The sequence below is a fragment of the Microbulbifer maximicatervae (SeqCode) genome (assembly GCF_052467695.1).
The window spans coordinates 4,208,281-4,234,050 of the sequence record NZ_CP174320.1 but is presented as its reverse complement, the minus strand read 5'-3'; the positions used below and the strand labels follow the sequence as shown (position 1 = coordinate 4,234,050).

Below are 25,770 nucleotides of genomic sequence, written 5' to 3'. Positions count from 1 at the left end.
TTATGACCATCTCCCGCCGAACCTTTGTCCAGGCCATGGGTGTTGCACTTTTGACCCCCTTTACGGTCCGTTCTCTCGCGGACACTGATAGTGAAACCTATGCACGTTTTGTACTGGGTGGCACCACATTTGCTGATCAAATTGATAACGACGGAATTGTTTTTGATTTATCAGTAGCCTCGGGAGATCCCAGTCAAACTGGAGTGGTCCTTTGGACGCATATTAACCCTGATTCTTATATCGCGGGTCAGTCTTTGTATGTAGATGTCGCACTGGATGAGGAATTTACCCAGCCAATTCTAAGTGCTGAGATTAATGCTAGTGATATCACTGCAGACCGTGATTACACCGTTAACATCGACCTGGAAGGCTACTTATCTTCTGACCAACGTTACTATTACCGCTTCAAATACGGGACTGTCAGTAGCCGCGTTGGGCGTTGTCACACACTGCCTACCGGTAGCCTAGAGAATCTAAAGATGGCTGTGGTTACCTGTCAGGATTACACCACCGGTTATTACAACGCCTACAACCATATCGCGGACGAAGATGTACATTGCGTACTGCATTTGGGTGACTTTATCTATGAATATGCCCAGTACGAGGGCTTTGAAAGCTCGATAGTGCATTCACTCTCGCTGCCTTCTGGCGGCTCTGTTGCGATGGATCTTGAGGACTATCGTCATATTTACAGAGAGTATCGCAAGGACAAGAACCTGCAGCGAGCGATGGAAATGCACTCATTTATCATCACCTGGGATGATCATGAAACTGCAGACAATGCTTACTGGGATTACGAGCGGGATACTCTGGGTGTGCCATCTCATCCCTACCAGACCGGCGATAACAACCCTGACCAGCTGCGCCAGTTGCGTCGCGATGCTCAGCAGGCCTGGATTGAATATGTCCCTGCACGGGTAAAAGTCGATGAATCCGCAAGCCACGCTTTTGACTACTTACAGATTTATCGTTCTTTCCAGTTCGGTGACTTGGTTGATCTGTATATGACGGATAGCCGCACCTATAGAACCAAGGAGCCGTGCAAGGATGGTACAGCTTGGGAAAACTACTGGTGCACAGATTATGAAGAAGATACCCAAACCATGCTGGGTAAGACTCAGAGGGATTGGCTGATTGATGGAGTTGTTAACTCCAGTGCCCGCTGGAAAGTGTGGGGGAATCAGACTTTGCTGGCACAATTGGCTGGTACTATCCTGGGGCGTTCGCTTGTGTACGCCAATTACGATGCCTGGGATGGTTACCAGTGGGAGCGGGAAAAAATCCTGTCATCTGTTAAGGACAGCAATGTCGATAACTTTGTAGTGCTGACAGGGGACCTCCACTCCAGTATCGCTTCATACCTGAAAGTTGATTTCAGCAAAATTAGCAATTGGGACTACGACAACCTGGTCGGCGTTGAGCTGATGACCCCTTCCATATCTTCTCCCAATATGAACGATACGATTGAGAAAGGTATTGATGTTGGCAGTGTGTTTACATCACTGCTAAATGGCGGGGTTCAGGCCAATAACCCACATATCAAAGATTTTGTTAGTAATATCTATGGATATGCAGTGATCGAATTCAATGTCAATGAATTAAACTGGACCGTATACAACATCGATAAGAAGAGTGATAACCCGGATACCGAAAAAGCGGTATATAAGAAGTTTAATTATGAGCCTGTTGGCATGTGGTTAACCGAAAAGTAGCTGGTTCTCAGTCAATATGAAGTTGTGGGGCGCTTGCCCCCAACTTCACAAGATTCCACTATTTCGATTCCTTCTTCATCATATCTAGCTTGTACAAGTAAGAAAGCCCTTCCCCGGTAGCAAAACTAATAAGCCAATGAACACGCATTTGATATATGCCTGCGGGTCATCTATACCCGACGATGGGCACAATGCTGTATCTGGCGTTGGGGCGCTCTTGATAGATCAAGACATCAAGTAAAAGGATATTACTTTGCTGCAAGAATCTTACCCTTACTACCTGGCCAATGAAGCAGTGCATGCCAACACCGATCTGGAAGTTACTGACAAGTATTCAGGGAAAGTAGCTACCCGGGTTGCAATGGCTGATGCCAAGGTTATTGACAGTGCCATCGACTGGGCGCTTTTGGCAGAAAAACCGATGGCTAATTTGCCGTCTTACACCCGCCAGGAAGTTTTACAGCATTGTGTTGTACGTTTTCGTGAAAGGTTTGAAGAGCTGGCCGAAGCGCTGTGTATTGAAGCTGGTAAGCCGATTCATGATTCGCGGGGCGAGGTGCTGCGTCTAATCGATACATTTCATGTGGCCGCTGAAGAGGCAGTGCGTATCAATGGTGAGATTATCAATCTTGAGATATCCAAGCGCTCACGGGGCTACCGTGGATATATCCGGCGAGTACCGGTGGGCGCATGCTCATTTATATCGCCGTTCAATTTCCCTTTGAATCTTGCTGCTCACAAGGTGGCGCCTGCCATCGCTGCTGGATGCCCCTTTGTACTGAAACCTGCAAGCCGCACGCCCATAGGGGCATTGATTATCGCTGAAGTTCTGGCCGAAACACAGCTGCCGAAAGGTGCCTTTTCTGTATTGCCCTGCCATAGAGAGGGAGCAGAGCTGTTTACGGTGGATGATCGATTTAAGCTGCTGAGCTTTACTGGCTCACCGGCGGTGGGCTGGGACCTAAAGGCCAGGGCGGGGCGAAAGAAAGTGGTTTTGGAGTTGGGAGGTAATGCAGCCTGCGTTATCGATCGGGATACAGATCTTGATGATGCTGTAGAGAGGCTGATTTTCGGTGCTTTCTATCAGTCGGGCCAAAGCTGTATCGGCGTCCAGAGGATCTATGGACATTGCAGTCTATACGAAGACCTGAAGCGACGTCTGGTTGAGCGTACTAAAAAGCTTAAGAAAGGCGATCCTCGATCAGAAGATACATTTATTGGCCCAATGATTTCTGAGGGAGAGGCTACGCGCTTGCATACCTGGGTGGAAGAGGGGGTTCAAGCCGGGGGAACCCTGCTTTGTGGAGGTACACGAGATGGCGCCATGCTTGATCCAACGCTATTGGAAAACGTGCCCCATGACTGCTCCATTGTACAGCAGGAGGCATTTGGCCCAGTTGCAATTCTGGAGCCTTTCGATAGCTTTGATGATGTTTTAGACAAGGTGAATGACAGTGCCTTTGGTCTGCAGGCTGGCATATTCACTCGTGACCTTTACAAAGCCCAGCAAGCCTGGGATACCTTGGAAGTGGGTGGTGTGGTTATTGGTGATGTACCCAGCTGGCGGGTAGATAATATGCCCTATGGTGGTGTTAAGGATTCGGGTCTTGGTCGGGAAGGGGTACGCTGGGCTATTGCGGATATGACCGAGGAGCGGTTGATGGTGGTGCGAACTCCAGGGTAGGACCTAAGAATTTTTTAAATTGAGATGTTACTCACAGAGGAAAGCGATAAGTTAGACCTCATATCTGACGTGTCTTGATTGTGATACTATACAGCAATTATTTTTGTATATAATAATTAATCCGCTGTTTATGTTTAGACTCAGCCTTTATTATTTTGCTAATTATTTCGCTATTTTTTAAGTTTCTTTTACGGCACTAGATAAATTGAGTTGACGGCCTCCAGTAGTGATTGAAGTTGTTTTAGGTGTTTTTTCATGGATGACCGGATAAAAAATAAAGCTAAGATATCACCGAAGTCTTTATTATATTTTATTACCTATCAAACTCTATGTTGTGCCTGTTTATATCTATGGGTGCTTTCACCAATAGTTGACAAAATTAGGACGTCAACCTGGTTTCCGATGGACGCTCAAATTCTTGATATAGATTTAGAGGTTTATCAGGATGGGCACAGTACCTATCGCCAGGTTGTTGCCAGTTATGAATATTATATAAACGGTAAAACCTACTGGGGCAATCGAGTTGATATACATTCAGAGTCTGATGATTCTGCAGGAGGTTACTACCATGAAATCATGTATGACAAACTTCAGAAGTATAAGAAGCAGAAACGCACGTTTAGTGGCTGGTATAACCCAAATGATCCCTATGACTCTGTGTTGGACAGGGGGTTGCGATGGTCAGAGGTTATTGTTCCAGGATCAGTGTGCTTTATCTTTATTCTTATCGGAGTAGTTGTTCTTAGAATATATACTCTTCAGGAGCAAGAGCAGAATCCTAAGTTAATTGAGAGAAAACCATGGTTGGCAAAAAACAAGTGGAGTTCTGAAGGTATAATATATGAAACCAGAGTAATCCTTAAAAAACAACTGTGGGGCGGAGTATTAGTATTCTTGCTTGGGTTGATCTTTATTTTTATAGGGTTGACGTTTCTATCGAACTGGAATTCTGACTGGCTAATAACTTTGATATTAGGTGTTGTCAGTTGCTTATTTATATTTGTGCCAATCATTAATTGGTCTAGATATAAGGCAATTGGAAGGGTGCCTATTGTTATGCGGCCATTTCCTGGCCGTATAGGAGGTAAGGTTTCCGGGTATATCCAATTTCCTCCACTACTAGAGCTAACCGATAAATCTATTCGTATCAAATTAAAGCAGTTCGCGTGTGTAACAGAGGGGAGGGGAAAAGATGCTAGAAAACGTGAGTATGTGAATTGGGAAAAATGATACAGGGTAATCTAAAGGCTACTGCTGTGGGGAATAGGATCTATTTTAGTTTTGATATCCCAGAGGGCTTACCTGAATCTAGTACCAGTGTTTATTGTGGGGATAGAGAATATTGGTACCTAAATGTCAGCGGGGAAATCCGTGGCGATTACTTTGAAAGGGAATATGAGCTTCCAGTTTTCAAATTAGCGTCCTCTGAACACGGTGCAACTATTTAGAGGGAATAAAGCGACACCAGAGCGCCGTTACTATCAATGGCTAGATACATCAAGGGGGGCAAACTCAATAATTTTATGACCTCACACCTATTTGGTCCCAATGTAGAAATTTACCTTTGTTGTCCTTAGGTAGTTATTAGGATAATCATTTCGTTTAATAGAAAGTTAAGTTTAACTTTGTGTGATCTTTGGGAATTATTTTCAAAAGATCGCTTTACAGGGTTTGGGTACTTGGATTACATTTGTAGTCACTGGACTACAAATGTAATCAAGGAGCGTAAATGGAGATTACCGATGCTGAGTTCGAAGTTATGGAGGCGATGTGGCAAGGGGCGCCTGCTACGGCGCGGGAGCTGTATCAGAGGTTGCATTCGCGCAAGTCATGGCAAGAGAAAACGGTTAGGTCTTTAATCAGCCGTTTAGTTAAGAAAGGCGCCCTTTCTTTTGAAAAAGCAGATAGAGGTTATTTGTATTCACCTTGCATTGAGAGGGGGGAGTATCAGTTAAAGCAAGGTCGGAGTATTCTGGACCGCTTGTTTGAAGGGCGGGTATCTCTTTTCTTTTCTGGATTTGCCTCCAGTGGTGAACTTAAACGAGATGATATTGAGGAATTAAAGGAGTTAATTAGAAACTGGGAGCAGGAAAATGAGTAGCTGGGTGTTTCAGCAGCAACTTTTTTTCTCTTTTCTAGCAATTCTAGTGTTACTTGGTGATCAGTTTCTTAGTAAACGTCTTGGTTCTGTTTTTGTATACAAGCTGTATTTGCTGATCCCAGTATGCTTAGTGTTAGCCAATTTGTCAGCCTCTGATACTTTTAATTTAGAGTTCGAGCAAGCGACACCAACAATTCAAGCCGTCAGCAGTGGTTATAGTAATGTCACTGACTCAGTGTCTGAGGTGTTGAACCCGGCATCTGAAGCTCGCTCGTTTGATTGGATAGGCACTGTCTGGTGGTCTGGGTTTGTATTTCTTTTGTTCATACTGGTAATAAGCTTTCTGAAAGTTAGCTTTTTACCCTTGGCGCCACGCTCAGGCTTTTCTTCTGAAGAAAATTGTAGAGAAAAATTTTTCACATCCAGGAAGATATCAAGTCCTATCTTGATTGGTTTTGTTTCACCGAAAATAGTGCTGCCTGAGAACTATGATCAAATTTACAGTAATAGGCAGTTGTCATTAATTTTTTCACACGAGGAGGTGCATGCAAAAAGATACGACAACTTATGGAATTTGTTAGCTTTAATTGTGGTTATTACATTTTGGATAAATCCGCTGGCATGGGTTCTGCTATATAGATTTCGCTTATTTAAAGAGTGTTCATGTGACGAGATTGTGCTTGCGAATGCAGTAAAATCTGACCGTTTGGAATATGCCAAAACTATGGTGATAACCAATGAGTTGAAGACTGATTTTGGTATTCTTCAGTCACATTATGGAGATAAAAGAACAATGATTACAAGGATTGAAAGAATGAAGAACAAGTTTATACCTTCTAAAATACTCAATATTACAACTAAGGGATTTTGTCTGTTGGTCGGGTGCTTGTCGATAGTCTGGGGGCAAGCTGTGGCGGGAGAGAAATCAAGTTTGCAGAGCTTGGGAACCTTTTCCTCACTATATCGCCAGCCCCCACGTCAAGCATTCTTTGCGGGAGTACAGGGGGAAGTATTACTGCAATTTAATGTAGCCGAGGATGGGGAAGTTTCGAATATTAAAGCTTTGCAGGTTGTGACTTCCGGGGGATTTGAGGATCAGTTTGTTGAAAATGCAACCTTCCTCGTTAAGAATGCAGCATTCCAGACAAAGGGTAAGCTTGTCGAAGATGTTAAATACATTGTTCGTTATCACTATGCAGGCGTCGGTACATCTGCTGAGGCTCGTGATGAAGCCCTAAAGAAGATGCCGAAAAGAGATATAAAATTACTGCCTTACTCTATTCCTGACTCCGAGGCAACGCATAGCTTTAATATTGACCAGTCTTTATATGCGATTAAATCCCATTTTCCCCGCTACCCTTCTAAGGAGTTGGAAATGATGGGTGTGAGTGCGGAAGCTACCGTGGAGTTTGATGTTAATTCCAGTGGAATTCCATTTAATGTCCGGGTCATTGACTTGGAAGTTCAGGACCAATACAGAGATTTATTTATGGAGGAAGCTCAGCAGGTCTCTGAGCTCTATGTCTTCAGCAATCAAACATCTTCAACTGTTGAAGGAGTTAGAGTAAAGCTCAAGTGGCAGCCCTCAATTCAGATGGTGCAGAGATAGGGTTTGTCACTTTGTAGTTTGGTGGCGAAACCTAAATGTTTAACTGCAGATGGGCCCATTGTGGCCCATTTGTAGTTCGAGTTCTCCTCCAGACAGCCGCATTAGGTTTCTAAAGGGCATCAAATATTATCTTTTGAGTGCTTGATTGAAAAAGCTGCCATGAAACCGAAGATGTTCCTCAATAAAGCTGGCGATAAAGTAATAGCTGTGGTCATAGCCGGAATGGCGGCGAAGTTGGAGCGGGTAGTTACTTACTTTGGCAACCGCTTCGAGCATCTCGGGTTTCAGCTGTTCAACAAGAAAGCTATCAGCTTCCCCTTGATCCACCAACATCGGCACAGGCTTCTCGGCATTTTTGAGCAGTTCGCTGCTATCGTAGTCTCGCCAACTATCCCGATCTTTGCCTAAATAGGTTTCAAAGGCTTTTTGTCCCCACGGACACTGAGAAGGATTGCTAATGGGGCTGAAGGCTGATGCGGAAACATAACTTGTCGGATTGCGTAGGGCGATTATCAGTGCGCCATGGCCCCCCATTGAATGTCCTGCAATGGCCCGCTGTGTTGTCACAGGGAAGGTGCTCTCGATAAGTGCCGGCAGTTCTTCCACCACATAATCATACATGTGGTAGTGGCGACTCCAGGGCGCTTGGGTGGCGTTGATATAAAATCCAGCACCTTGCCCCAGATCATAGGCTTCATCATCGGCAACAGATTCTCCACGGGGACTGGTGTCGGGAGCAACGATGGCTATCCCTAGTTCGGAGGCAATCCGCTGGGCTCCTGCCTTTTGCATAAAATTCTCATCGGTACAGGTCAGACCTGACAGCCAGTAGAGCACCGGAACCTTGTGCATTTGTGAAGCTTGCGGTGGCAAATAAATAGCAAAACGCATTTTGCAGTTAAGTGACTGAGAGTCGTGAAGGTATTGCTTGTGCCAGCCGCCAAAACTCCGGTTGGCACTGATATTTTCAATAGACATGATGGATAGCCCTAATTGGACCACCTCCAAGGGATGGCCCAATTGATCATTGCTGGTTATTGATCGAAGTGAATGACGGTGCGGATACTTTCGCCTTTATGTAACAGATCGAAAGATTTATTGATGTCATCCAGGCTCATGGTGTGGGTGATAAAGTCGTTGAGCTGGAATTCGCCATTCAGGTAGCGCTCTACGTAGTCTGGTAATTCGGAGCGTCCTTTAACGCCGCCGAATGCGGACCCGCGCCAGACTCGGCCTGTTACCAGCTGGAAGGGACGGGTGGAGATCTCCTGGCCGGCACCAGCTACACCGATAATGACCGATTCACCCCAGCCCTTGTGGCAGCACTCCAGAGCGGAGCGCATCACATTGACGTTGCCGATGCATTCGAAGGAGTAATCCACACCGCCCTCGGTGAGTTCGACAATGACTTCCTGAATTGGCTTATCGTAGTTGTTGGGGTTGATGCAGTCCGTCGCCCCCAGTTTGCGGGCTATTTCAAACTTGCTTTCATTGATATCGATGGCAATGATTCGCGAGGCCTTTGTCATGGTAGCGCCGATAATCGCCGAAAGGCCAATGCCCCCAAGGCCAAAAATCGCAACAGTATCGCCTTCTTGAACTTTGGCGGTGTTCATCACAGCGCCCATACCAGTAGTGACACCACAACCCAGCAGGCAGACTTCCTCTAACGGTGCAGCCGGATTTACTTTTGCCAGTGAAATCTCTGGCAGTACGGTGTACTCCGAAAATGTCGAGCAGCCCATATAGTGGTAGATGGGCTTGCCATCTTTATAGAAGCGTGTGGTGCCGTCGGGCATCAGGCCTTGGCCCTGAGTTTCACGGATCTTTTGGCAGAGGTTCGTCTTGCCGGACTTGCAGAATTTACACTCGCCACATTCTGGGGTGTACAGGGGGATCACATGATCACCCTCTTTGACACTGGTAACCCCTTCACCGACATGCACGACAATACCGCCACCTTCATGGCCCAAAATACAGGGGAATTTGCCTTCCGGGTCGTCGCCAGACAAGGTGAAAGCATCGGTGTGACACACTCCCGATGCAATGACCTTGATCAATACTTCACCAGCCTTTGGCAGCATGACATCCACTTCTTCGACCGATAACGGTTGGCCAGGCCCCCAAGCGATGGCGGCCTTCGACTTGATAAATTGTTCAGACATAAGATTACTCGCTGTTAAACCATGTCATTCAGGGCCTGAAGTTGGCTGGCCCCGCTGTGACGACTGGGGAGCCATTATATTGATTGCAGAATTGATTATAATTGGGTGTTTTTGAAACTTACTTTTACATATTTGCAATAATGAAAGACTGGGAAGGCATTACGGAGTTCGTTTATGTTGCTGAAAGCGAGAGCTTTACCCTCGCAGCGCAGCGGCTGGCTATTTCTACTGCTAAAGTCAGCCGCCAGGTCAGTGCTTTGGAGAGCCGTTTGAATGTCAAACTGCTATATCGAACCACGCGCAAGGTGTCACTGACACAAGAAGGTACGCTGTTTTACCAGCATTGCCGGGGGGTGCTCGATGGGCTGGAGGCGGCGGAACGAGCAGTAACTCAATTACAGAGCCACCCACAGGGCAAAATCAAACTGACGGCACCGGTCACTTATGCTGAAAAGAAGGTTGCACCACTGATCAATGATTTTGTGATTCAAAACCCCAAGATTGAGGTCAATGCCTATTTCACCAATCGCCAGGTTGACCTTATAGATGAGGGTTACGATATCGCCATACGCCTGGGTAAGTTGCAGGACTCAACCTTGATGGCAAGAAAGTTGGCGGATCGGCGAATTCATCTATGCGCCTCACCGGATTATCTTGAAGAGCACGGGACCCCACATTCCTTGTCTGAATTGAACAGTCACAACTGCCTGCTGGGTACACTGGATTACTGGCGATTCAGTACCAGGGAAGGAGAAAAAAACCTTAGGGTCAAAGGTAGCCTTCGTTACAACAGCGGCTGGGCGCTTTTAGATGCTGCGCTTAAAGGCCTGGGGGTTGTGCAGTTGCCAGATTATTACGTCGAGCAATATATCGCTGAAGGAAAATTAATCACACTCTTAAGTGATCTCGAAGATAGGGATGAAGGGGTATATGCAGTTTACCCCGGCAATCGATATATCGCGCCGAAAGTCAGGCTGCTGATTGATTATCTAGCCGAGTATCTCACTTGAGAAAAGGGAGGAGGCAGATTAAGGGTTTAGTGTAGTAAAGGGTTCACAGTGATTTATTGCTAGTGGAGGTGGTTTTTTGAAATTGTTGGCTTATCCACGTGCTGCAGAATTCCGCAATCCGCTTCCATTTTGGCTCCAGCATTAAATAGTGACCATAACCTTCCGCCCGGTAGAAGGTGGTATTTTTACCTTGCCGCTCCGCGATTAACTGTGCTGTGGAAGGGGGAATTGCCAGGTCATCGGTTCCTGAAACTATTAAAGTGGGGCAATTGATTTTTTGATAGTCAATCCTGGTTGTTTTATTGTTGTCAAAAATCCAGAAGAACAATTCAAATAGGACTTGCCCAGATTCAGGACCTAACCGATCGAAGACCTTGTGCTGGTCATCTGGATTAAGTTTATTCAACCCGAATTTCGCCATTGTCGCGAAATCCGGTAACAGGACATCATTCCAAAATTCACCCGCAGCCATAAACAACTTGCCCAGCGCACGCTCTTCTTCTGTGGTGGGCAGTATTCCCCAGTTTACGCTTCCGTTAAGCAATACGATTGCCCGTGCCAAATCCATAGTCGCCAATTTTTGTGCAATAACACCGCCCAGGGAGTGGCCGACTAGTATAGGTTTTTGATTTAAAGATTGTATAAATGCCCTGATGTCATCAACGTAGTCGGCAATACTCAGTCCTTTAAGGTGTTGCTGATTTTGTTCTGACTTTAGATCTTCATGGTAGCGGTAGCTTGGGCTGTGACAATAGAATCCTTCCTCCTCAAAATACTGGTGGAAGTTCTCCATTGTCCAGGGGCCGGCATTGGTTCCGTGGATAAAGACGATAGAGTTATCCAAAGCCGGCTCCCGGTTTTTCAAGGCTTCCTTAGACTTTAGATGCGAGGATATCCGCAGTCATAATTTGTGGTTCTGACGCGAGCAGTTCATCCGCTTTGCCAAGCAATGCTGCAGCGATCTTGCCGTTAAGATGTGCAGTTAAGCCGTCTTCATCGCTAAACGTGTCAAAAATAGCAAATCGCGTAGCGTTGATTTGTACGGCATACCAGCTCAGGGTTCCTTGCTCTTCCACAGCGAGTGGTTGGGCTGAGGTGAGCAGCGCCTTTACTTCATCAGCCTTCTCTGCTTTGGCGTCGATCAGTGCCACGATGGCCAGCTTTGCTTCAGTCATTGTTTTCTCTCACGTTGTTTGGTGATGAGTATCCTAGGGGAAGCTTAGGCTTGACTATCAGTGTCCAAAAAGACAATGATCAGACAAAATTCGCCACTTTGAGGATTTATGGCCCAGATAGTCATCTTGTCTATGCCAGGAGTTTTGCCGTCGGCCTTGGCTGGCGTTCAGGATATGTTTGCCCTGGGTGGCCTCCGCTTATCTGAAAGCCAGCACTCCCTGGACCCAGCCTATCAACAGTCCTGGTCCCCCGAAACCCTAGTCGCCAGTGCTGATGGCGCCGACATTATAGACGGGCAGGGCAGCCACTTTGCTGTAAGCCATGGGGTATCACAAATATCCAGTTGCGATGCCGTGATAGTCCCCGGATTTATGCCCAACCAGTTTGGTGTGCCTCCTGAAAAGTTACTGGACCAGCCGACTTGCGAATGGTTGCGAACTCAATATAGGCGCGGGGCGATTATCGCGGGTTCTTGTAGTGGCGTTTTGGCGCTGGGTGAAGCGGGTTTGCTAAATGGACGACAATGCACAACCACCTGGTGGTTACACAATGAGTTGAAATCCCGCTTTAGCAATGCCTGCCCTCTATGGGCCAGTGGACTATTAGTAGATGAAAATATAGTGACAGCGGGTGGCCCTTTATCTTGGGTAGATGTGACTCTACAAGTGATCAAGATGCTAGCTGGCGATGAAGTCGCTACCAAAGTTGCTGATCTCGCCGTTGTGGACTCCCACCCGCGTTCGCAAACTTTGCATGTACCAAAAGGCTACCAGGTATCAAAAGATCAGTTTCTGGTGGATGCTGAAAATGTGGTTCGTCAATATTTTGGTCAACAGTTAGGCAGCCAGTTGCTTGCAAAAGAACTGTCGATATCCGAGCGAACATTACACCGGCGGCTAAAACAGTTAACAGCGCAAGCACCCAAACAATTTATCGATAGCGTCCGTATGGAGTACGCACGCAGCCTTTTACTTAATTCGGCCAATAAAGTTGCCAGTGTTGCGCATGAATTAGGCTATTCCGATGATGCAGTATTCCGACGTGTATTTAAGTCGCATGTGGGGATGAGTCCCAGTCAATTTAGGCAGAAATATCAGAAAAGCTGATTTTCTTGTAAGCATGTTGGGTACTTTTGGCGATTACTGAAATGGACTCGGTTGAAATATGGAATCCCTTAAGATAAAAAATATTGGTCTGCTAGACTTTTATTGACGCAATAAAAATTGAGAAATTATGAGAGTTATTGTTTATATATTTTTTGTTCTCGCATCCATCTTTCCGATCGCAGGTATGGGTGAATCCCAGGGGGCGTCTGCTGGAAAATTCGAAAAAAGAATTGATGGCATTATAAATGTTCTGCGTGACCCTGATATAGAGCTTGAAGAAGCCTTAAGCGCTCTTGTCAGTTTACGTTATTATCAAAGTCTTAATGATAAGCAGGTACAAGAATTAATAGAGGCGTTTGACTATAAGGGTGCGAAGGAAAACGGGTGGAATGAAGATTTAGTAAAGTCTCACGAAGTCAAGATACTCTTAGCTGAATTGATATGGAAAAAAGCCAGAGACCAGGATTATAAGTACCTAAATTATGTAAGATCAATGCTAGGCTCTAGTATAGAAATCCCAAGAGCTTATGCTGCTCTTAGCTTGGGGAAAATGAGGTCTACACAAGATATATGTCGTCTCAAAGAGATGGTTTTGGAAGATTCTGAAATGCCTGCGACAAAGGCGGGCCTTAGTTTAATTTCCATGCAGACTGCATCTGCCGAAATGGAACTAAAGTCGGCATTGTCAGTGGTGTGTACCAGGAGCTATCCAAGGGATCTAAAGGTATGCAGACCTTTGTCCGAGTATATTCGAGCATTATCGGAATATAAGGGGAAACGCAATACACCTGATCCAGGTCTTTTGCCTGACGGTGCTGAAAGCTGTGAATAAGATGAATGCAAAACGCTCAGTTACTTGCAATTTTTTACGCCTATCCAGCGTGGTAGCATCATAATACTATAGGTATATTACGTTCAGATTAGAGGTATACCTTAATTAAGGAGCCTCTGAATAACTCCGTAATCCCTCTGCGGGTCTTGAAGGCTGCAGATGTTAGGCGCAGCTCGCCGCGAATGGCCTAGTCCTTTGCAAGAGCTGCAACGCAGCAGCTGTGGCCTTCAAGGCCCGCCCTTCGGGGCTTGCGGAGCGATTCACACTCCGCGTTGCGACTTCTTGAAAGGTCTAGACATTCCTGCGAAGCCGCGCCTTAATTGTGAGCCGCTCTGCATGCCAGAGGTGTCACGGAGTTATTCAGAGGCTCCTTAAGTCTTCTCCTCAGGCGATAGTATTGAGGCAGTACCCGAGCATTTATTAGTTCTACAGAGTTAAATAAAGCAGGCAAAAAGTAGGCTTATTTAGTTGGTAGATAAACATTCACTGTCTCCGCAATTGACTGTGATAGATCTTCCCCAAACAAGCAGGTGACGAGTTCAAAAGCGAACTCGATAGCGGTCCCGGGTGATTGGCTGGTCACCAAATTCCGGTCGACCACCACTCTCTGATCACTGGTTTCCTTCACATATTGACTAAGTTCACTGCGAAAAGTCTTGTAGCAAGTGGCCTTGAAATTGGTGATTAACCCTTGCCGACCAAGAACGATCACCGGAGCAGTGCAAATTGCCCCTAGCCATCGGCCCGACTCAAGTTGCTCTCGGATAAGCTTTATTAGGGAGGCTGAGTTATGCATTTGCTCGGCACCTTCTTTGCCGCCTGGTAGGGCTATTAGATCCCACGTGGAGTCCAAGCAATCCTCTATGGAGTAGGGGGCTTCAATAACAAGATTGCGTAGGGTAGTTATACGTCTACTCGGCATAATCGATGCCAGTGCCAGCTCTGCATCCGTTCGGCTCAAAATGTCGTAGATGGCAACGGTTTCTATATCCTCGTTACCATCGGCGACGGGAATTAGTATTTTGGGCACGATCGCAGCTCCAAACGATGGGGTTAACCTATTTATAGGCTTTCTGGGCTAATCCTACCTCTTTGAGCTGACCTACAACTTTGGTAGGTGAGCTAAGAGCCCCTCTGATATGTCGCACCAGATGCTCTTTCAACTTTGTGTTCTCAATGCTCTTAAGTGCTTGTACTGCCGCATTTTGCTTAATCACAACATAGGCGGTCATGTGCAGCACGTTGAACTTGCCAACATTTTTACCGTTTAACGGACGATCGCCACCTTTAGGGCACCCACGATATCCTCAGGGTAGACCTTTGGCGATATCCAGACCGCGAACTGTCACATCGGTGGCCACTAGAATTGAGGCGATCAGGCAACTGTGAGCCTCAGTGTTGCTCCCTTTCCCCTATTCATAATTCCAGCAGTCCTGCTAATGCCGTTTGCAATGATAGCCACTCCAAGAGAGTGGTTGCCCAGGGTAGTCGTAAGCGGAAAGAAGCGGGCTAAATTTGTTAGTTGTGATTATTTATGATGTATTCCAGGTGTCTTGAATCAGTACCGCAACAGCCGCCTAATATATTGAACCCGCTATTCTGATTTAAGTGAAGCATAAGATTACCCCATTTCGATATGCTGTCGGAGTGCGTTGTTTTGCTGTTTTCTAGTTCAGTATGCGTTAGTGATGAAGCATTGGCTTGTATGCCGATTAGTCTGTCAGGTAATTGACTTGAAGCGTTTAGAAAAGAAGGATGAGAACAATTAATAAAGTACCCAGAAGGTTTAGGCGAAATCTGATGATCAATATGTGAAATTGCTTCTTGAATGGTATGGCCATCTAAAAGGCGACCATCTGAGCCAATGACAAAGCTAATAAAATATGGCTTAGAGTGCTTTGACATTAGAGATGCAATGCCAAGTGCCTCTGGTACAGCTGGTAGGGTTACTCCCATGAGGTAGTCAGCATTAGAGGCTCCGAGCTTATCAATTTGCCAACGATGATAAGAAATAGATTCTTTGTAAGTTAGGCCTTGTTCTGGTTTGTAGCAGTCATTTTTACAGCCGACTAGGCCTCCTACATATACATTTCCCTCTTTTGGCAAGATATTCGAAAGAAAATTAACAGCGTCTTCATTGATAGACGTAGGCGCCTTGGCTAGAGAAACTCTCTCTGAGCTGGCCCTCCATGTGGGAGTTGCAAGCAAAAGAGGGAGTTTTGCATCAATTGCAAGGTTTATGTATTCACAGTAGATTCGTTTAAGGCTTTCAGCACCAGTTTTGCTATAGATTAATTTAGCATGATCGACATGGCTGCAAAGGCTTATATCTTTGTTACGCCTGACTCTTTCGAGTATGGCCGCTTCAGTAAGAATCAATTTCTCTGAAAGGATTCCTTGCATGATGCTCCTCAGTGTAAGCTGTCGGATGCCGAAGGCGCGAAGTGAATTGACTTGTTATGAATTACCTCGCACCTTGCTTTTTACTCCAGTTAGCTCCAAGGGTGCGAGATACATTTTCGAAGTTTTTAATATAACTGAAGTGACTAAAGGTGCCACCAAAAATGTCACCACTACAAAGCTAATTTGATTTAATCTTGCATCTTCTAGAAGCGCTAGAGCCGCTTGAAGTATCAAAAAATATAGGAAGCCCGCTCCAATAATCTGCACAAATCTGAACCAGCCACGAACCTTAAAGATAGATACACAGTTCCGGCAGATTAAAGTTGTCGAGAACAATGGAATTTCCAGAGTCCTACTCTTACACTCTGAGCAAGTTCGTTTAAGTACTCGTAATTTCAACGGATTCATAATAGTGCTAGCGGGCATTTTGTGTGAAAAGTGTACAGGGTGATCTGCCCCGTGAAGGGCCAGATGAAGCGACTTGAGCAAAACGTACACCGGGTAAGTTATCTCATGGAGGGCCGAAGACCTGAACTGAATTGTCGGGCATTGTTATACATGGCCACTACACTATCAGCTTCTGTCCTGCCAAAACTATGGCAACAAAGAGCCCAAGGTAGTACGCACTCCACAAGTTGAATTGCCTATCACGTAATTTCTGGATACCACCAAACAATAGGAAAATGGAAGGTATAAGAGCGAAGTTCATTACAAGGCCAAATATTGCAAGTAAGACAGCCTTCTCATTTTGAACAATGGCAATTGGTGCAAGTGAAACTAGTGTAGCGACTATAGCTAACGCAATTGCGATTTCCTTAGGGAATTTCTTCTTCTCTTGTATCTCTAATGTATTCATTTTAATTCTCTACGATGCATAAATCCATGTTCTTGGGCAAATCGGAGTGCAGCGTGGTTTTGTCCCAAGCAGCGTTTTGTTAGGCAATATTGCTACCATACTTTCCACCATGGTTTGTTGCTTTTGGGCTCTCTCACCAAGACTTCTACCGAAGCAACCAATTCACCAATTCGGCTCCGTACTTTTGTTAATGGGTGGTTTGGAAACTGATTATCATAATCCTCTGATTCAGACAGGTTTCGAAGACAAGGCCCATCGTACTTCGGAAAATAGGGATCTTGTGCCCACCCAATCATCTTTCCCGAATCAGGATCTGGTTTTAACTTATCACTCTCGGATGACAACTTACTGAAAAGCACAGTATCTCTCATACCTGTAATACCAGCTTCTTGTGAATACAGGGATAAAACAAAAGATCGGTCTGACATAGGGATTGCCAATGAGCCAATATATAGGGCAGGCTGACCTTGCACAATTTTCTTGCCGATTGTCTTAACAGCCTTTTGGCCACTAACCGTCACTAAGTCACATTGAACAATACCTATACCTTGTTCAGCGAAATTATCCCTATAATATTTTCGCGCTAACATTTCGTTAGTCAATCGTGAATACAAAGCTTCGTCAAATCCTATAGAATGAAGCACCAACTGAACTCCATTTCCATCATGCCATTTGAGAGAATCTTCCCGGGAGTCTTGGGGAATACTCACCCAAATAGCTTCATCAACCTTGATACTCATTCGAAAAACCTAATTTTACTTCGGACTTAGTGCCTAACATTTATAAATTAATCATACAGATCACTATTATCCCGATTGTTATTTCAGAATCAATTTCTTCGCTAAAACGAAAATATTGTTAAAAATCATTGGGTGAAACTTAGTTGTCACGGCGTGCAAACTGCAAAAACGATTACTTTGACCACTATCCTAATTTTATATCACTCTGTAACCCTTAGATTTCCATCTGATTTTTCTATATTTATTGTCAGCTCTTGAAATAACGGTCAGGGGATCCATAAACCAGAAGCGGGCGTAAAAGGGCAATCCCCCGGCGCCGCCAGGGGATATTCACTCGGCTTACCCTCGAATACGCCGCACTCGAAATTTACGTCCTTTCAACTTTCCGTTTTCAATTTTCTTAAGTGCTTGTGATGCCACATTGCGTTTAATTGCAACATAGGCAGTCATATCCAGTACGTTGATCTTGCCAACATCTTTACCGTTAATCGGGCGGTCGCCGCCGGTTAGGGCACCGAGGATATCGCCAGGGCGGACCTTTTGCTTCTTGCCGCCATCGATTTGAAGAGTGGCCATCGGTGCCTGGAAAGGGGGTTCACTTAATATGCTGGCGGGTGGCGGTGTATCTGGATCGGATAGTGGGTCCTGGGTTAGGTCCATATGAACCAGCTTGTGGCCCTCTTTTTCAGCAAAAAAGGAGTAAGCGCAACCGCGCTCACCGGCGCGGCCTGTCCGCCCTATGCGATGGGTATGAACTTCCGGGTCTTTGGCGATATGAAAGTTGATAACCGCATCCAGCTTGTCGATATCAAGACCTCGTGCAGCCACATCAGTGGCCACCAGAATTGAAGCGCTGCCATTGGCAAATCGAATCAGGGTTTCATTGCGCTGGCGCTGCTCCATATCACCATGCAGGGCGAGGACATTGAAGCCAGCCTGTTTCAGATCATCGGCCACTTCATCGGTTTCGCGTTTGGTGTTGCAGAAAACCAGGGTATTGACTGGTTTATCATTGAGCAGGACACGCCGAGTCATCTCCAGGCGATCCTCGAAACTCTCAGTTCTGTAAAAGCGTTGTTCGATCACCTCGTCGCTATGGGCAGAATCAATTTTAACCATCACCGGTTTTTGCATCACTCGGGCGCTGAGCTTTTCAATTTCATCGGGGTAGGTAGCGCTGAATAGTAACGACTGCCGGCCAGTTGGCACCTGCGCCAGAATGGTATCGATAACGTCCTGAAATCCCATATCGAGCATTCGGTCGGCTTCGTCAAAGACCAGCGTATCGACATGCTCTAAGGAGAGTGTTCCTTTGCGCAGGTGTTCTTCGATACGCCCTGGAGTACCAACGATGATATGGGCTCCATGGGCCAGGGAGCCGATTTGAGGGCCGAAAGGCATGCCGCCGCAGAGAGTCAGAATCTTAATGTTGTGAATTGCCCGTGCCAGTCGGCGCAGTTCCTGCGCAACCTGGTCCGCCAATTCCCGTGTTGGGCATAGAATCAGCGATTGAATCCGAAAGCGGCTGACATTGAGCCGATGCAGCACCCCCAAACCGAAGGCGGCCGTTTTACCGGAACCGGTTTTTGCCTTGGCGATAACGTCCTTGCCGTCAAGAATGATCGGAAGCGTTTTGGCCTGAACCTCGGTCATGGACTTGTAGTTGAGTGACGCCAGGTTTTTCAGCAGGGCGGGGTTTAGGGAGAGATCGGAAAAAGGTGCAGTCAAGGTGAATCCTGGAGTCGTTAAATGTCAAATACGCGTATTACACAAGTAGTAGGGAAAGTGATCGTCACCTACTTAGCCTTTGTGAACGCTGCAATTTTGCAGTTTGTGCAATACAAAATTTGTATGGAATTTTAACAGTTAACCCTGAAGAAACCTATGAATCACCTTGTTCCCGTTAAAGTCTCTTCTATCCAGATTATCTTCTTGTGAAATGAGAACTGGGGCACTGGGTAGCATAAACCCGGTGCCCCAATTTACTAACGTCAGCTTTGCTTACCTTCGCGGGCTTTCCATTGATAGAAAACCCCGGGCATCACTAACAACACAAACAGCAGTGTGGTTATGGTGCCGCCCACCATTGGTGCTGCGATCCGTTTCATAACATCTGCGCCGGTGCCATCGGAAACCATGACTGGTATCAATGAAATTAACAGTGTCAGGCTGGTCATTAGCATCGGGCGAATACGGCCAGCTGCCGCTTCGGCAACAGTCGCAGTATTGCCGCGCTCAGAGTTATTTCCGGCGGCAGATAAGTAGTGCAGCATTAATAACCCCATCTCAGCGGCGAGACCAGCCATGGCAATCATGCCGACCCATACAGCAACGCTAAGTTTGTAGTCGAGCAGGTATAACAGCCAGAAGGCGCCGATCAGTGCCATAGGCATGGCGGTGAGTACAAACAGGGTGTCGGATAGCCTGCCTCTATGTAGATATAGCAGGAAGCACACAGCCAACAAGGTCAGGGGCACTAACCATTGCAGGCGGGACTTGGCGCGCTCCAGGTACTGGTATTGGCCGGCCCAGGCGATACGTTGCCCAGGAATCAGATAAACCTGGTCGGCAACAACCTGCTTTGCGCGATTAACATAATCTGCAACGCCGATATCGCCCTTCAAGTCGACAAATACCAAGCCCACCAACTGCCCATCCTCATTGCGGATCATGGGCGGGCCAGTGCGGAAGTCCAGATCAGCCAGCTGGTTCAGGGGCACTTGGGAACCATCAGAGGCGGGGACCAGGATTTGTTCAAGCTGTTCAGGGGTATCCCGGTAGTCGCGGGCATAGCGCACTAACACATCGTAACGTTCTCGGCCTTCGATGGTCTGGGTTGCGGCCAGGCCACCAGCAGCTGCGGCGATCACATCTTCGATATCTTGTACATTCAAGCCGTGGCGGGAAGCCCGTGCGCGATCGATATCAAAGTCCAGGAAGTAACCGCCGGTTAGACGCTCGGCGAAGACGCTTCGGGTTTGTTCCGAAGTACGTTGGTCACTGCGCAGTGCTTCTTCGATGGCCAAAGCGGTCTGTTCGATCTCCTCCAGGTTATCTCCAAACACTTTGATGCCGAGCTGGCTGCGAATACCGGTGGCGAGCATCTCAGTGCGGGTTTGGATGGGCATCCACCAGATATTGGGCATACCGGGATAGCGCAGCTTTTCATCCATTTCCGCCAGCAGGTCGTCCCAAGTCATGCCGGGGCGCCACTCATTTTTAGGCTTCAGGGTGATTACGGTTTCTACCATTGAGAGCGGTGCGGGATCGGTGGCGCTATTGGAGCGGCCAATCTTGCCAAAGACATGCTCTACTTCTGGGAAAGCTTTCAGTTCCTCGTCCATTTGTTGCAGCACCTTGCCCGCTTCGGTAACCGACATGCCGGGTAGGGCGGTAGGCATATACAGGATGCTGCCCTCATTGAGCGGCGGCATAAATTCACCACCTAGCTTGCTAATGGGGTAGGCCACAGAAACCAGAGCTAATATCGCGAGAGTGGCTACAACTTTGCGTTGCCGCACGCAGAAGTGGATCACTGGCAGTAGTGTATGGACTAAAACGCGGGAAATCGGGTTTTCCCTGTTGCGAATTTTGCCGCGCATTAGCAGTACAGCAAGAGCTGGAATCAAGGTGATTGCCAATAGGGCGGCGAAAGCCATGCTGTAGGTTTTGGTGTAGGCGAGGGGTTTGAACAGGCGGCCTTCGGTAGCTTCCAGCGCGAATACCGGCAGAAATGAAACCGTGATAATAATCAGGGAGAAGAAAATACTCGGTCCGACTTCCTGCATTGCCCGAACGATTAGCGTTCTTTTCTCGCCTGGAGACAACTCCTTATCCCCATCGGCTGCCAGCTTTTTGTGGATGTTATCCACCATTACCACTGCCGCATCCACCATGGCACCGATGGCTACGGCAATACCTCCCAGTGACATAATGTTGGCGGTAAGCCCTTGTAGGGACAGTGGAATAAAGGCCAGTAAAACTGCAATCGGCAGAGTGATTACAGCTACCAACGCTGAGCGGGCGTGGAGTAGGAAAATAGCGATCACAGCGGCGACCACCAGCATCTCTTCAATCAGAGTATTTTTGAGATTGTCGATCGCGCTATTAATTAATTGTGAGCGATCATAAGTTACTACCAGCTCAACGCCTTCCGGTAAGCCTGCACGGATTTGCTCGATACGCTCTTTAACTCTCTCAATAACCTTGAGGGCATTTCCACCGTAGCGCATTACTACGATGCCACCTACGGTCTGGCCCTCGCCATCCAGCTCGGCAATACCGCGCTGCATTGCAGGCCCCAGGGTAATATCCGCTACCTGATCCAAAGTCACTGGAATCTTCGCCGCATTGACCCCGATCACCACCTCTTCGAGATCGTCAACGCTGCGGATATAGCCCCGGCCACGCACCATATGTTCGTGGCCTGCGATCTCCAGTACTCGTCCTCCGGTGTCGTTGTTACTGCGGCGAATGGCCTCGACCACTTTGCCGAGCGGAACCTTAAACATCTGCAAACGATGGGGGTCGATTTGGACCTGGTACTCCTTTTCGTAGCCGCCAATGGAAGCCACTTCGGCCACGCCCTCGACAGAAGTGAGCCAATAGCGCAACTTGAAATCCTGCAGCGCACGCAGTTCTTGCAGATCGTTGTTACCGCTTCGATCAACCAGCGCGTACTGGAATACCCAGCCCACTCCGGTAGCATCCGGGCCAAGCTTTGGCTGAACACCTTCTGGGAGCTGGTCGGCTACTTGGTTGAGGTACTCAAGAACCCGTGAGCGGGCCCAATAAATATCGGTGCCGTCTTCAAAGATGGCGTAGACAAAGCTAAGACCAAAAAAGCTCTGGCCCCGCACATATTTGACTTTGGGCAGTCCTAACATTGCGGTAGAAAGCGGGTAGGTGATTTGATCCTCGACCAGGTCAGGGCTGCGCCCCGGCCAGTCTGTCATCACAATCACCTGGGCGTCGGACAGGTCCGGAATAGCATCCAGGGGGACACTGGTTAGCGCCCGGTATCCCGCCAGGGCTGCGATCGCTACAAGAATCAAAGTGATCCCCGGCTTACCGGCGCAGGCCCCAATAATTCGGGCAATCAGCCCTTTGGGTTCGGAATTTACCACTGCTGCACCCCCGACTTCAGGCGGCTTTCCGCCGCGATCAGGAATACTCCAGAGGTGACAATTTTATCTCCGGCCTGGAGGCCAGAGCGGATAACAATCCTGTCGCTGTCGCCATATCCGGTGCGTACTTGTACCGGTTCAAGACGACCCTGGCCCAGGTCGCGGAAGACAATGCGTTTCTTGCCGGAGATCAATACTGAATCCCTGGGTACCACCAGGAGATTTCCCAGTTTGGCGGTTAACATGATGTCCGCAAACAGTCCCGGGCGCAGTTCACCATCGGTATTGGGCAAGGTCACACGCAGCCGTGCACTGCGGTTGTTGTGATTAAGGAAGGGATCAATCTGGGTGAGGGTGGCTGGGATTTCCTCGTGGTAGACGTTGGTTAAACGCACTTTGGCCGGCATACCTTTTTCTATCAACGGCAGCTGATCTTCGTAGGCGTGGGCTTCAATCCAAACCTGGCTGAGGTCGGCTATACGCAGCAGGTTGTCGCCCTTTTCAAACGCAGAGCCCGCGACAATATTCTTCTCAATAATCACACCACTGGCGGGTGCAAAAATCGGGATATAGTCCTGCGCTTTTTGCTGTTCAACCAGCCAGTCGATTTGCTCTTCAGAGAGACCCCACAACAGTAGACGCCTTCGTGCTGCTTTCTCCAGGGCATCGCCACGGCGGCGGGCCTTTAGATACTCGTCTTGGACTGCGAGCAACTCCGGGCTGTAAACAGAAAACAGTACTTCGCCGCGTTTAACCTGCTTGCCTTCAAAATCTGCATCCAACTCACCAATCCAGCCGTCGAAGCGCAGGCTGATATCCCGCAAGCGGGTCTCGTCATAGGTGACTTGGCCGTGCAGGTGTATGGGGAGAGCGAAAGGTTGCCGCTCGACAATCCCGGTTTTGATACCAATGGCCTGGCGTCGGCCGCTATCCACTACAATGCTGCCACTTTTCAGTTCATCGTGGCTCACAGGCTGCAGGTTCATACCGCAAATAGGGCAGCTACCGGCTTCAGCAGCTCTCACCGATGGGTGCATTGAGCAGGTGTAATAGGCGGTATCTGAGGCCTCAGGCGCAGATTTCAGGCGCAGGCCTTTGCGATTGGTGCTCATATCAAAGGCAAGATCGACATGCTTATCATGGCCTGTCGCTACATCTACCACCATGGGCCAGGAGCCCACCATGGCCAGCTCAATTTCACCGGTGAAGATACCGGGGCTGGATTCACTGATATCGGCGACGGCACGCATAGCTGGCATGGCGCCCATGGCGGGCATCTCGGCTACCGCGCGAACTTCAGCTCCAGATATCGGCTCATTGTCAGCATTACGAACTTCAATTCGAATTTGGTTTTTACCCGCTTGGGGTTGCAACGGGTCGACAGACACGGCGATCTGGAAGGGGCCAGCTTGCACAAAATCGGCATTTGGAGCTTCGGCTTGTGCAGAAATTTTCTTCCAATAAAAGGCCGCGCCGGTAGCCGCTAACATCAGGGTAAGGGCGATTAAGTTCAATGTTTTTTGCTGGCTCATAGGGCACCCTCCTGAGTGAAGGAAAGGGGCATCTGCGCGCAAAGCACATTATCAATAAACGGGTCAACGAGCAGGCCACCAATGGCCGCTATAGCTTGTTGGGAAATCAAAAGGTTCACTCCTAGAACAATCTTTCTGAAGCCGCCAGCATGGGCTGGGGGCATATTTCGCTAGTCAGAGAGAAAGGGAGTGATCAAATACGCAGGCGCAAAGTGGCAAGCCAGGTTCGGTTGCCGGGGTGGGATTCTGTCGCAGTAGGAGATAATTCAGGCGTACCGAATGGCGGAGCCAGAATTTGGGGCCACTGGTAAGTTGGCGGTGGCGCCAAATGGGGAAGTTCCAGATTCAAGTATGCGGCGGTGACGGCAACTTGGTGGTCGTCCAGCGAAGTCTTCAGGGAGACTTGGGCGTCATAGCCACAACAGTCATCACCTGAGTCTGACCCCTTAGCCATATCATCGCAGCAACATTCCGCTGATGGCTTGGGGTCCTCCATCATTTCGCAGGCGAGCACGGTCTGTACCTGCAACATCAGCAGGAGCAGGGCCGCCATGGCTATCAGCTTGGCGCGAAATGTGGACGAATAGTTCTTCATTACTGATAAATCATACACCAGAGGCCGGTTGCTCGACAAAGGTTGCTTTCGCTATGTGACCAAGAGGTATTTCCAAGTTTTTCTTTCTTCTACTAGGGGTAATTACGGCACAGGTTAACCCTTCGGCAGAGATTTCTTGACGATAGTTAGTAGATTCCCTTCGATAAATGCGACTACAACAGCACCACAAGGTGTCTCTATGAAATTAACTCCCCCGGTTTGCCTCCTTCTGATCTTCTTATTGGCGGCACCTTCTTTTGCAGATTCTAAACGCACATCTCTCGAGGAGTTATTTGCGACTACCTATAAACATAATGAAGAGATTAACAGTGAATGGGTGCTGAGTAGGGAGCGGAACTGGGCTGCCTGGCAAAGAATGAGGGCTGTTAGGGAAGCTGCTAATAGAGGGGAGGACTTGTCATACCTCAGTAAGTATGGGCTTGAGAGAAAGTCCGCGTGGTACGAGATTGATTTAGGAAAGCAACGAGCGTGGCTGACGTCATTTAGACTGCTAGGGGTACTCTCTTCTTGGTATATGTTAAAGACGAATCAGGAGGAGCTTTATGAGCTTGGTATGACTGTGGCTGAAGTGGAAAAGTTGGGTCGCTATGTTATCGCCAATGACATCAAAGAAATAAACATCCAGGCAAGATTAGATTATTTCCACAAAGAGGAAGCTGGTTACATAGGCCGGATCCTTCAAGGAGGTGAGGACTTTGCCGCTATCTATTTAGAGCTTCAAGGTAATCTTGAAGCTCTTGAACACCTCTTGGAAACTAATTGGATCATAGATCTATTCAGTAAGTTTGATAGTGAAGCTCAAGAGATATTACTGACCTATAGCTTATCGAAATATAACTCACGAGAGGGAATGGGACGTAGTAGTTACAGTCTGGATCAAGAAGCCGAAATGTTTGTTGATAAATTTCTTTCTGGGGAGATAAACGCAATGACGAAGGAGGCTTTGGAAAGGCTTCAAGAGAAAAGGCTGGCTAAAAAAGCTAAGATCAATGTGGAATTTAAGCCCCCGGTTGATTCGCCCGTAAATGAGTGCAAGTGTCCTCCCGATCAATGTTCCTACAATAATTCTTGATTATACTTAATTTAATAGATTTCCCGTCAT

21 protein-coding genes are annotated in these 25,770 nt (G+C 47.5%); 9 read left to right on the top strand and 12 right to left on the bottom strand.

Features of this window, described 5'->3' with window-relative positions; translation table 11 throughout:
* Nucleotides 1-2: 2 nt before the first annotated feature.
* The 5 genes from ACJJI8_RS18535 to ACJJI8_RS18515 all read left to right on the top strand — a co-directional run bounded on the left by ACJJI8_RS18535 (nt 3) and on the right by ACJJI8_RS18515 (nt 7,106).
* Complete coding sequence (locus ACJJI8_RS18535; RefSeq protein WP_444933318.1) at nt 3-1,712, top strand: alkaline phosphatase D family protein; 1,710 nt, start codon at nt 3-5, stop codon at nt 1,710-1,712.
* A gap of 253 nt (nt 1,713-1,965) precedes the next feature.
* Nucleotides 1,966-3,396, top strand: a complete 1,431-nt coding sequence (locus tag ACJJI8_RS18530) for an aldehyde dehydrogenase family protein (RefSeq protein WP_444933317.1) — start codon at nt 1,966-1,968, stop codon at nt 3,394-3,396.
* Between the two features lie 255 nt (nt 3,397-3,651).
* Complete coding sequence (locus tag ACJJI8_RS18525; protein WP_444933316.1) at nt 3,652-4,626, top strand: DUF3592 domain-containing protein; 975 nt, start codon at nt 3,652-3,654, stop codon at nt 4,624-4,626.
* A gap of 499 nt (nt 4,627-5,125) precedes the next feature.
* On the top strand, nt 5,126-5,497 hold the full coding sequence (locus tag ACJJI8_RS18520; protein ID WP_413662093.1) for a BlaI/MecI/CopY family transcriptional regulator: 372 nt from the start codon (nt 5,126-5,128) through the stop codon (nt 5,495-5,497).
* The gene (locus ACJJI8_RS18515; protein WP_444933315.1) at nt 5,490-7,106 is read left to right on the top strand and encodes a M56 family metallopeptidase; all 1,617 of its coding nucleotides are present in this window, start codon (nt 5,490-5,492) and stop codon (nt 7,104-7,106) included. Before ACJJI8_RS18520 ends, ACJJI8_RS18515 begins: the two co-directional genes overlap by 8 nt.
* 126 nt (nt 7,107-7,232) lie before the next feature.
* Here ACJJI8_RS18515 and fghA read toward each other — a convergent pair whose 3' ends face one another.
* A complete protein-coding gene (gene fghA, locus ACJJI8_RS18510) occupies nt 7,233-8,084 on the bottom strand; it encodes an S-formylglutathione hydrolase (protein WP_444933314.1) in 852 nt (283 codons plus the stop codon).
* Between the two features lie 56 nt (nt 8,085-8,140).
* Nucleotides 8,141-9,271, bottom strand: a complete 1,131-nt coding sequence (locus ACJJI8_RS18505; RefSeq protein WP_444913131.1) for an S-(hydroxymethyl)glutathione dehydrogenase/class III alcohol dehydrogenase — start codon at nt 9,269-9,271, stop codon at nt 8,141-8,143.
* Nucleotides 9,272-9,411: 140 nt separating this feature from the next.
* On the opposite strand from ACJJI8_RS18505, the gene ACJJI8_RS18500 reads away from it, so the two are divergent.
* The gene (locus tag ACJJI8_RS18500) at nt 9,412-10,281 is read left to right on the top strand and encodes a LysR family transcriptional regulator (RefSeq protein ID WP_444933313.1); all 870 of its coding nucleotides are present in this window, start codon (nt 9,412-9,414) and stop codon (nt 10,279-10,281) included.
* Nucleotides 10,282-10,324: 43 nt separating this feature from the next.
* Here the strand turns inward: ACJJI8_RS18500 and ACJJI8_RS18495 are convergent, their stop codons facing one another.
* Complete coding sequence (locus tag ACJJI8_RS18495) at nt 10,325-11,125, bottom strand: alpha/beta hydrolase (RefSeq protein ID WP_444933312.1); 801 nt, start codon at nt 11,123-11,125, stop codon at nt 10,325-10,327.
* A gap of 28 nt (nt 11,126-11,153) precedes the next feature.
* Nucleotides 11,154-11,456, bottom strand: coding sequence for a putative quinol monooxygenase (locus ACJJI8_RS18490; RefSeq protein ID WP_444933311.1), 303 nt, complete (start codon nt 11,454-11,456; stop codon nt 11,154-11,156).
* Between the two features lie 108 nt (nt 11,457-11,564).
* Here ACJJI8_RS18490 and ACJJI8_RS18485 point away from each other — a divergent pair, with 108 nt between their 5' ends.
* Both ACJJI8_RS18485 and ACJJI8_RS18480 read left to right on the top strand, forming a co-directional pair.
* The gene (locus ACJJI8_RS18485; RefSeq protein ID WP_444933310.1) at nt 11,565-12,563 is read left to right on the top strand and encodes a GlxA family transcriptional regulator; all 999 of its coding nucleotides are present in this window, start codon (nt 11,565-11,567) and stop codon (nt 12,561-12,563) included.
* A 127-nt stretch (nt 12,564-12,690) separates the two neighbouring features.
* Nucleotides 12,691-13,395 carry a hypothetical protein gene (locus ACJJI8_RS18480; RefSeq protein WP_444933309.1) on the top strand — a complete coding sequence of 235 codons (705 nt, stop codon included), beginning with the start codon at nt 12,691-12,693 and terminating at the stop codon, nt 13,393-13,395.
* A 460-nt stretch (nt 13,396-13,855) separates the two neighbouring features.
* Here the strand turns inward: ACJJI8_RS18480 and ACJJI8_RS18475 are convergent, their stop codons facing one another.
* The 8 genes from ACJJI8_RS18475 to ACJJI8_RS18440 form a co-directional block, all read right to left on the bottom strand.
* The gene (locus ACJJI8_RS18475) at nt 13,856-14,425 is read right to left on the bottom strand and encodes a DJ-1 family glyoxalase III (RefSeq protein WP_444933308.1); all 570 of its coding nucleotides are present in this window, start codon (nt 14,423-14,425) and stop codon (nt 13,856-13,858) included.
* A 488-nt stretch (nt 14,426-14,913) separates the two neighbouring features.
* Nucleotides 14,914-15,798, bottom strand: coding sequence for a homocysteine S-methyltransferase family protein (locus tag ACJJI8_RS18470; protein WP_444933307.1), 885 nt, complete (start codon nt 15,796-15,798; stop codon nt 14,914-14,916).
* A gap of 565 nt (nt 15,799-16,363) precedes the next feature.
* Nucleotides 16,364-16,654: a hypothetical protein gene (locus ACJJI8_RS18465; protein ID WP_282932890.1), complete on the bottom strand. Its 291-nt coding sequence runs from the start codon at nt 16,652-16,654 to the stop codon at nt 16,364-16,366.
* A 92-nt stretch (nt 16,655-16,746) separates the two neighbouring features.
* Entirely contained in the window at nt 16,747-17,394 is a 648-nt protein-coding gene (locus tag ACJJI8_RS18460) for a hypothetical protein (RefSeq protein ID WP_444933306.1), read from the bottom strand.
* A 339-nt stretch (nt 17,395-17,733) separates the two neighbouring features.
* The gene (gene dbpA, locus ACJJI8_RS18455; protein ID WP_444933305.1) at nt 17,734-19,122 is read right to left on the bottom strand and encodes an ATP-dependent RNA helicase DbpA; all 1,389 of its coding nucleotides are present in this window, start codon (nt 19,120-19,122) and stop codon (nt 17,734-17,736) included.
* A gap of 263 nt (nt 19,123-19,385) precedes the next feature.
* Nucleotides 19,386-22,520, bottom strand: coding sequence for an efflux RND transporter permease subunit (locus ACJJI8_RS18450; protein WP_444933304.1), 3,135 nt, complete (start codon nt 22,518-22,520; stop codon nt 19,386-19,388).
* Nucleotides 22,514-24,052 (bottom strand): efflux RND transporter periplasmic adaptor subunit, encoded by a 1,539-nt coding sequence (locus ACJJI8_RS18445; protein ID WP_444933303.1) that lies wholly within the window; start codon nt 24,050-24,052, stop codon nt 22,514-22,516. The genes ACJJI8_RS18450 and ACJJI8_RS18445 overlap by 7 nt, the downstream gene beginning before the upstream one ends.
* A gap of 193 nt (nt 24,053-24,245) precedes the next feature.
* The gene (locus ACJJI8_RS18440; protein WP_444933302.1) at nt 24,246-24,647 is read right to left on the bottom strand and encodes a hypothetical protein; all 402 of its coding nucleotides are present in this window, start codon (nt 24,645-24,647) and stop codon (nt 24,246-24,248) included.
* A gap of 199 nt (nt 24,648-24,846) precedes the next feature.
* Here ACJJI8_RS18440 and ACJJI8_RS18435 point away from each other — a divergent pair, with 199 nt between their 5' ends.
* Complete coding sequence (locus ACJJI8_RS18435) at nt 24,847-25,740, top strand: hypothetical protein (RefSeq protein WP_444908217.1); 894 nt, start codon at nt 24,847-24,849, stop codon at nt 25,738-25,740.
* Nucleotides 25,741-25,770 lie beyond the last annotated feature (30 nt).

Coding starts and splice junctions, on each gene's coding strand:
- ACJJI8_RS18485 (WP_444933310.1), top strand. CDS start 11,565: ATGGCCCAGATAGTCATCTTGTCTATGCCAGGAGTTTTGCCGTCGGCC.
- ACJJI8_RS18470 (WP_444933307.1), bottom strand. CDS start 15,798: ATGCAAGGAATCCTTTCAGAGAAATTGATTCTTACTGAAGCGGCCATA.
- ACJJI8_RS18440 (WP_444933302.1), bottom strand. CDS start 24,647: ATGAAGAACTATTCGTCCACATTTCGCGCCAAGCTGATAGCCATGGCG.
- ACJJI8_RS18525 (WP_444933316.1), top strand. CDS start 3,652: ATGGATGACCGGATAAAAAATAAAGCTAAGATATCACCGAAGTCTTTA.
- ACJJI8_RS18480 (WP_444933309.1), top strand. CDS start 12,691: ATGAGAGTTATTGTTTATATATTTTTTGTTCTCGCATCCATCTTTCCG.
- ACJJI8_RS18515 (WP_444933315.1), top strand. CDS start 5,490: ATGAGTAGCTGGGTGTTTCAGCAGCAACTTTTTTTCTCTTTTCTAGCA.
- ACJJI8_RS18435 (WP_444908217.1), top strand. CDS start 24,847: ATGAAATTAACTCCCCCGGTTTGCCTCCTTCTGATCTTCTTATTGGCG.
- ACJJI8_RS18465 (WP_282932890.1), bottom strand. CDS start 16,654: ATGAATACATTAGAGATACAAGAGAAGAAGAAATTCCCTAAGGAAATC.
- ACJJI8_RS18500 (WP_444933313.1), top strand. CDS start 9,412: ATGAAAGACTGGGAAGGCATTACGGAGTTCGTTTATGTTGCTGAAAGC.
- fghA (WP_444933314.1), bottom strand. CDS start 8,084: ATGTCTATTGAAAATATCAGTGCCAACCGGAGTTTTGGCGGCTGGCAC.
- ACJJI8_RS18460 (WP_444933306.1), bottom strand. CDS start 17,394: ATGAGTATCAAGGTTGATGAAGCTATTTGGGTGAGTATTCCCCAAGAC.
- ACJJI8_RS18535 (WP_444933318.1), top strand. CDS start 3: ATGACCATCTCCCGCCGAACCTTTGTCCAGGCCATGGGTGTTGCACTT.
- ACJJI8_RS18520 (WP_413662093.1), top strand. CDS start 5,126: ATGGAGATTACCGATGCTGAGTTCGAAGTTATGGAGGCGATGTGGCAA.
- ACJJI8_RS18505 (WP_444913131.1), bottom strand. CDS start 9,271: ATGTCTGAACAATTTATCAAGTCGAAGGCCGCCATCGCTTGGGGGCCT.
- ACJJI8_RS18445 (WP_444933303.1), bottom strand. CDS start 24,052: ATGAGCCAGCAAAAAACATTGAACTTAATCGCCCTTACCCTGATGTTA.
- ACJJI8_RS18490 (WP_444933311.1), bottom strand. CDS start 11,456: ATGACTGAAGCAAAGCTGGCCATCGTGGCACTGATCGACGCCAAAGCA.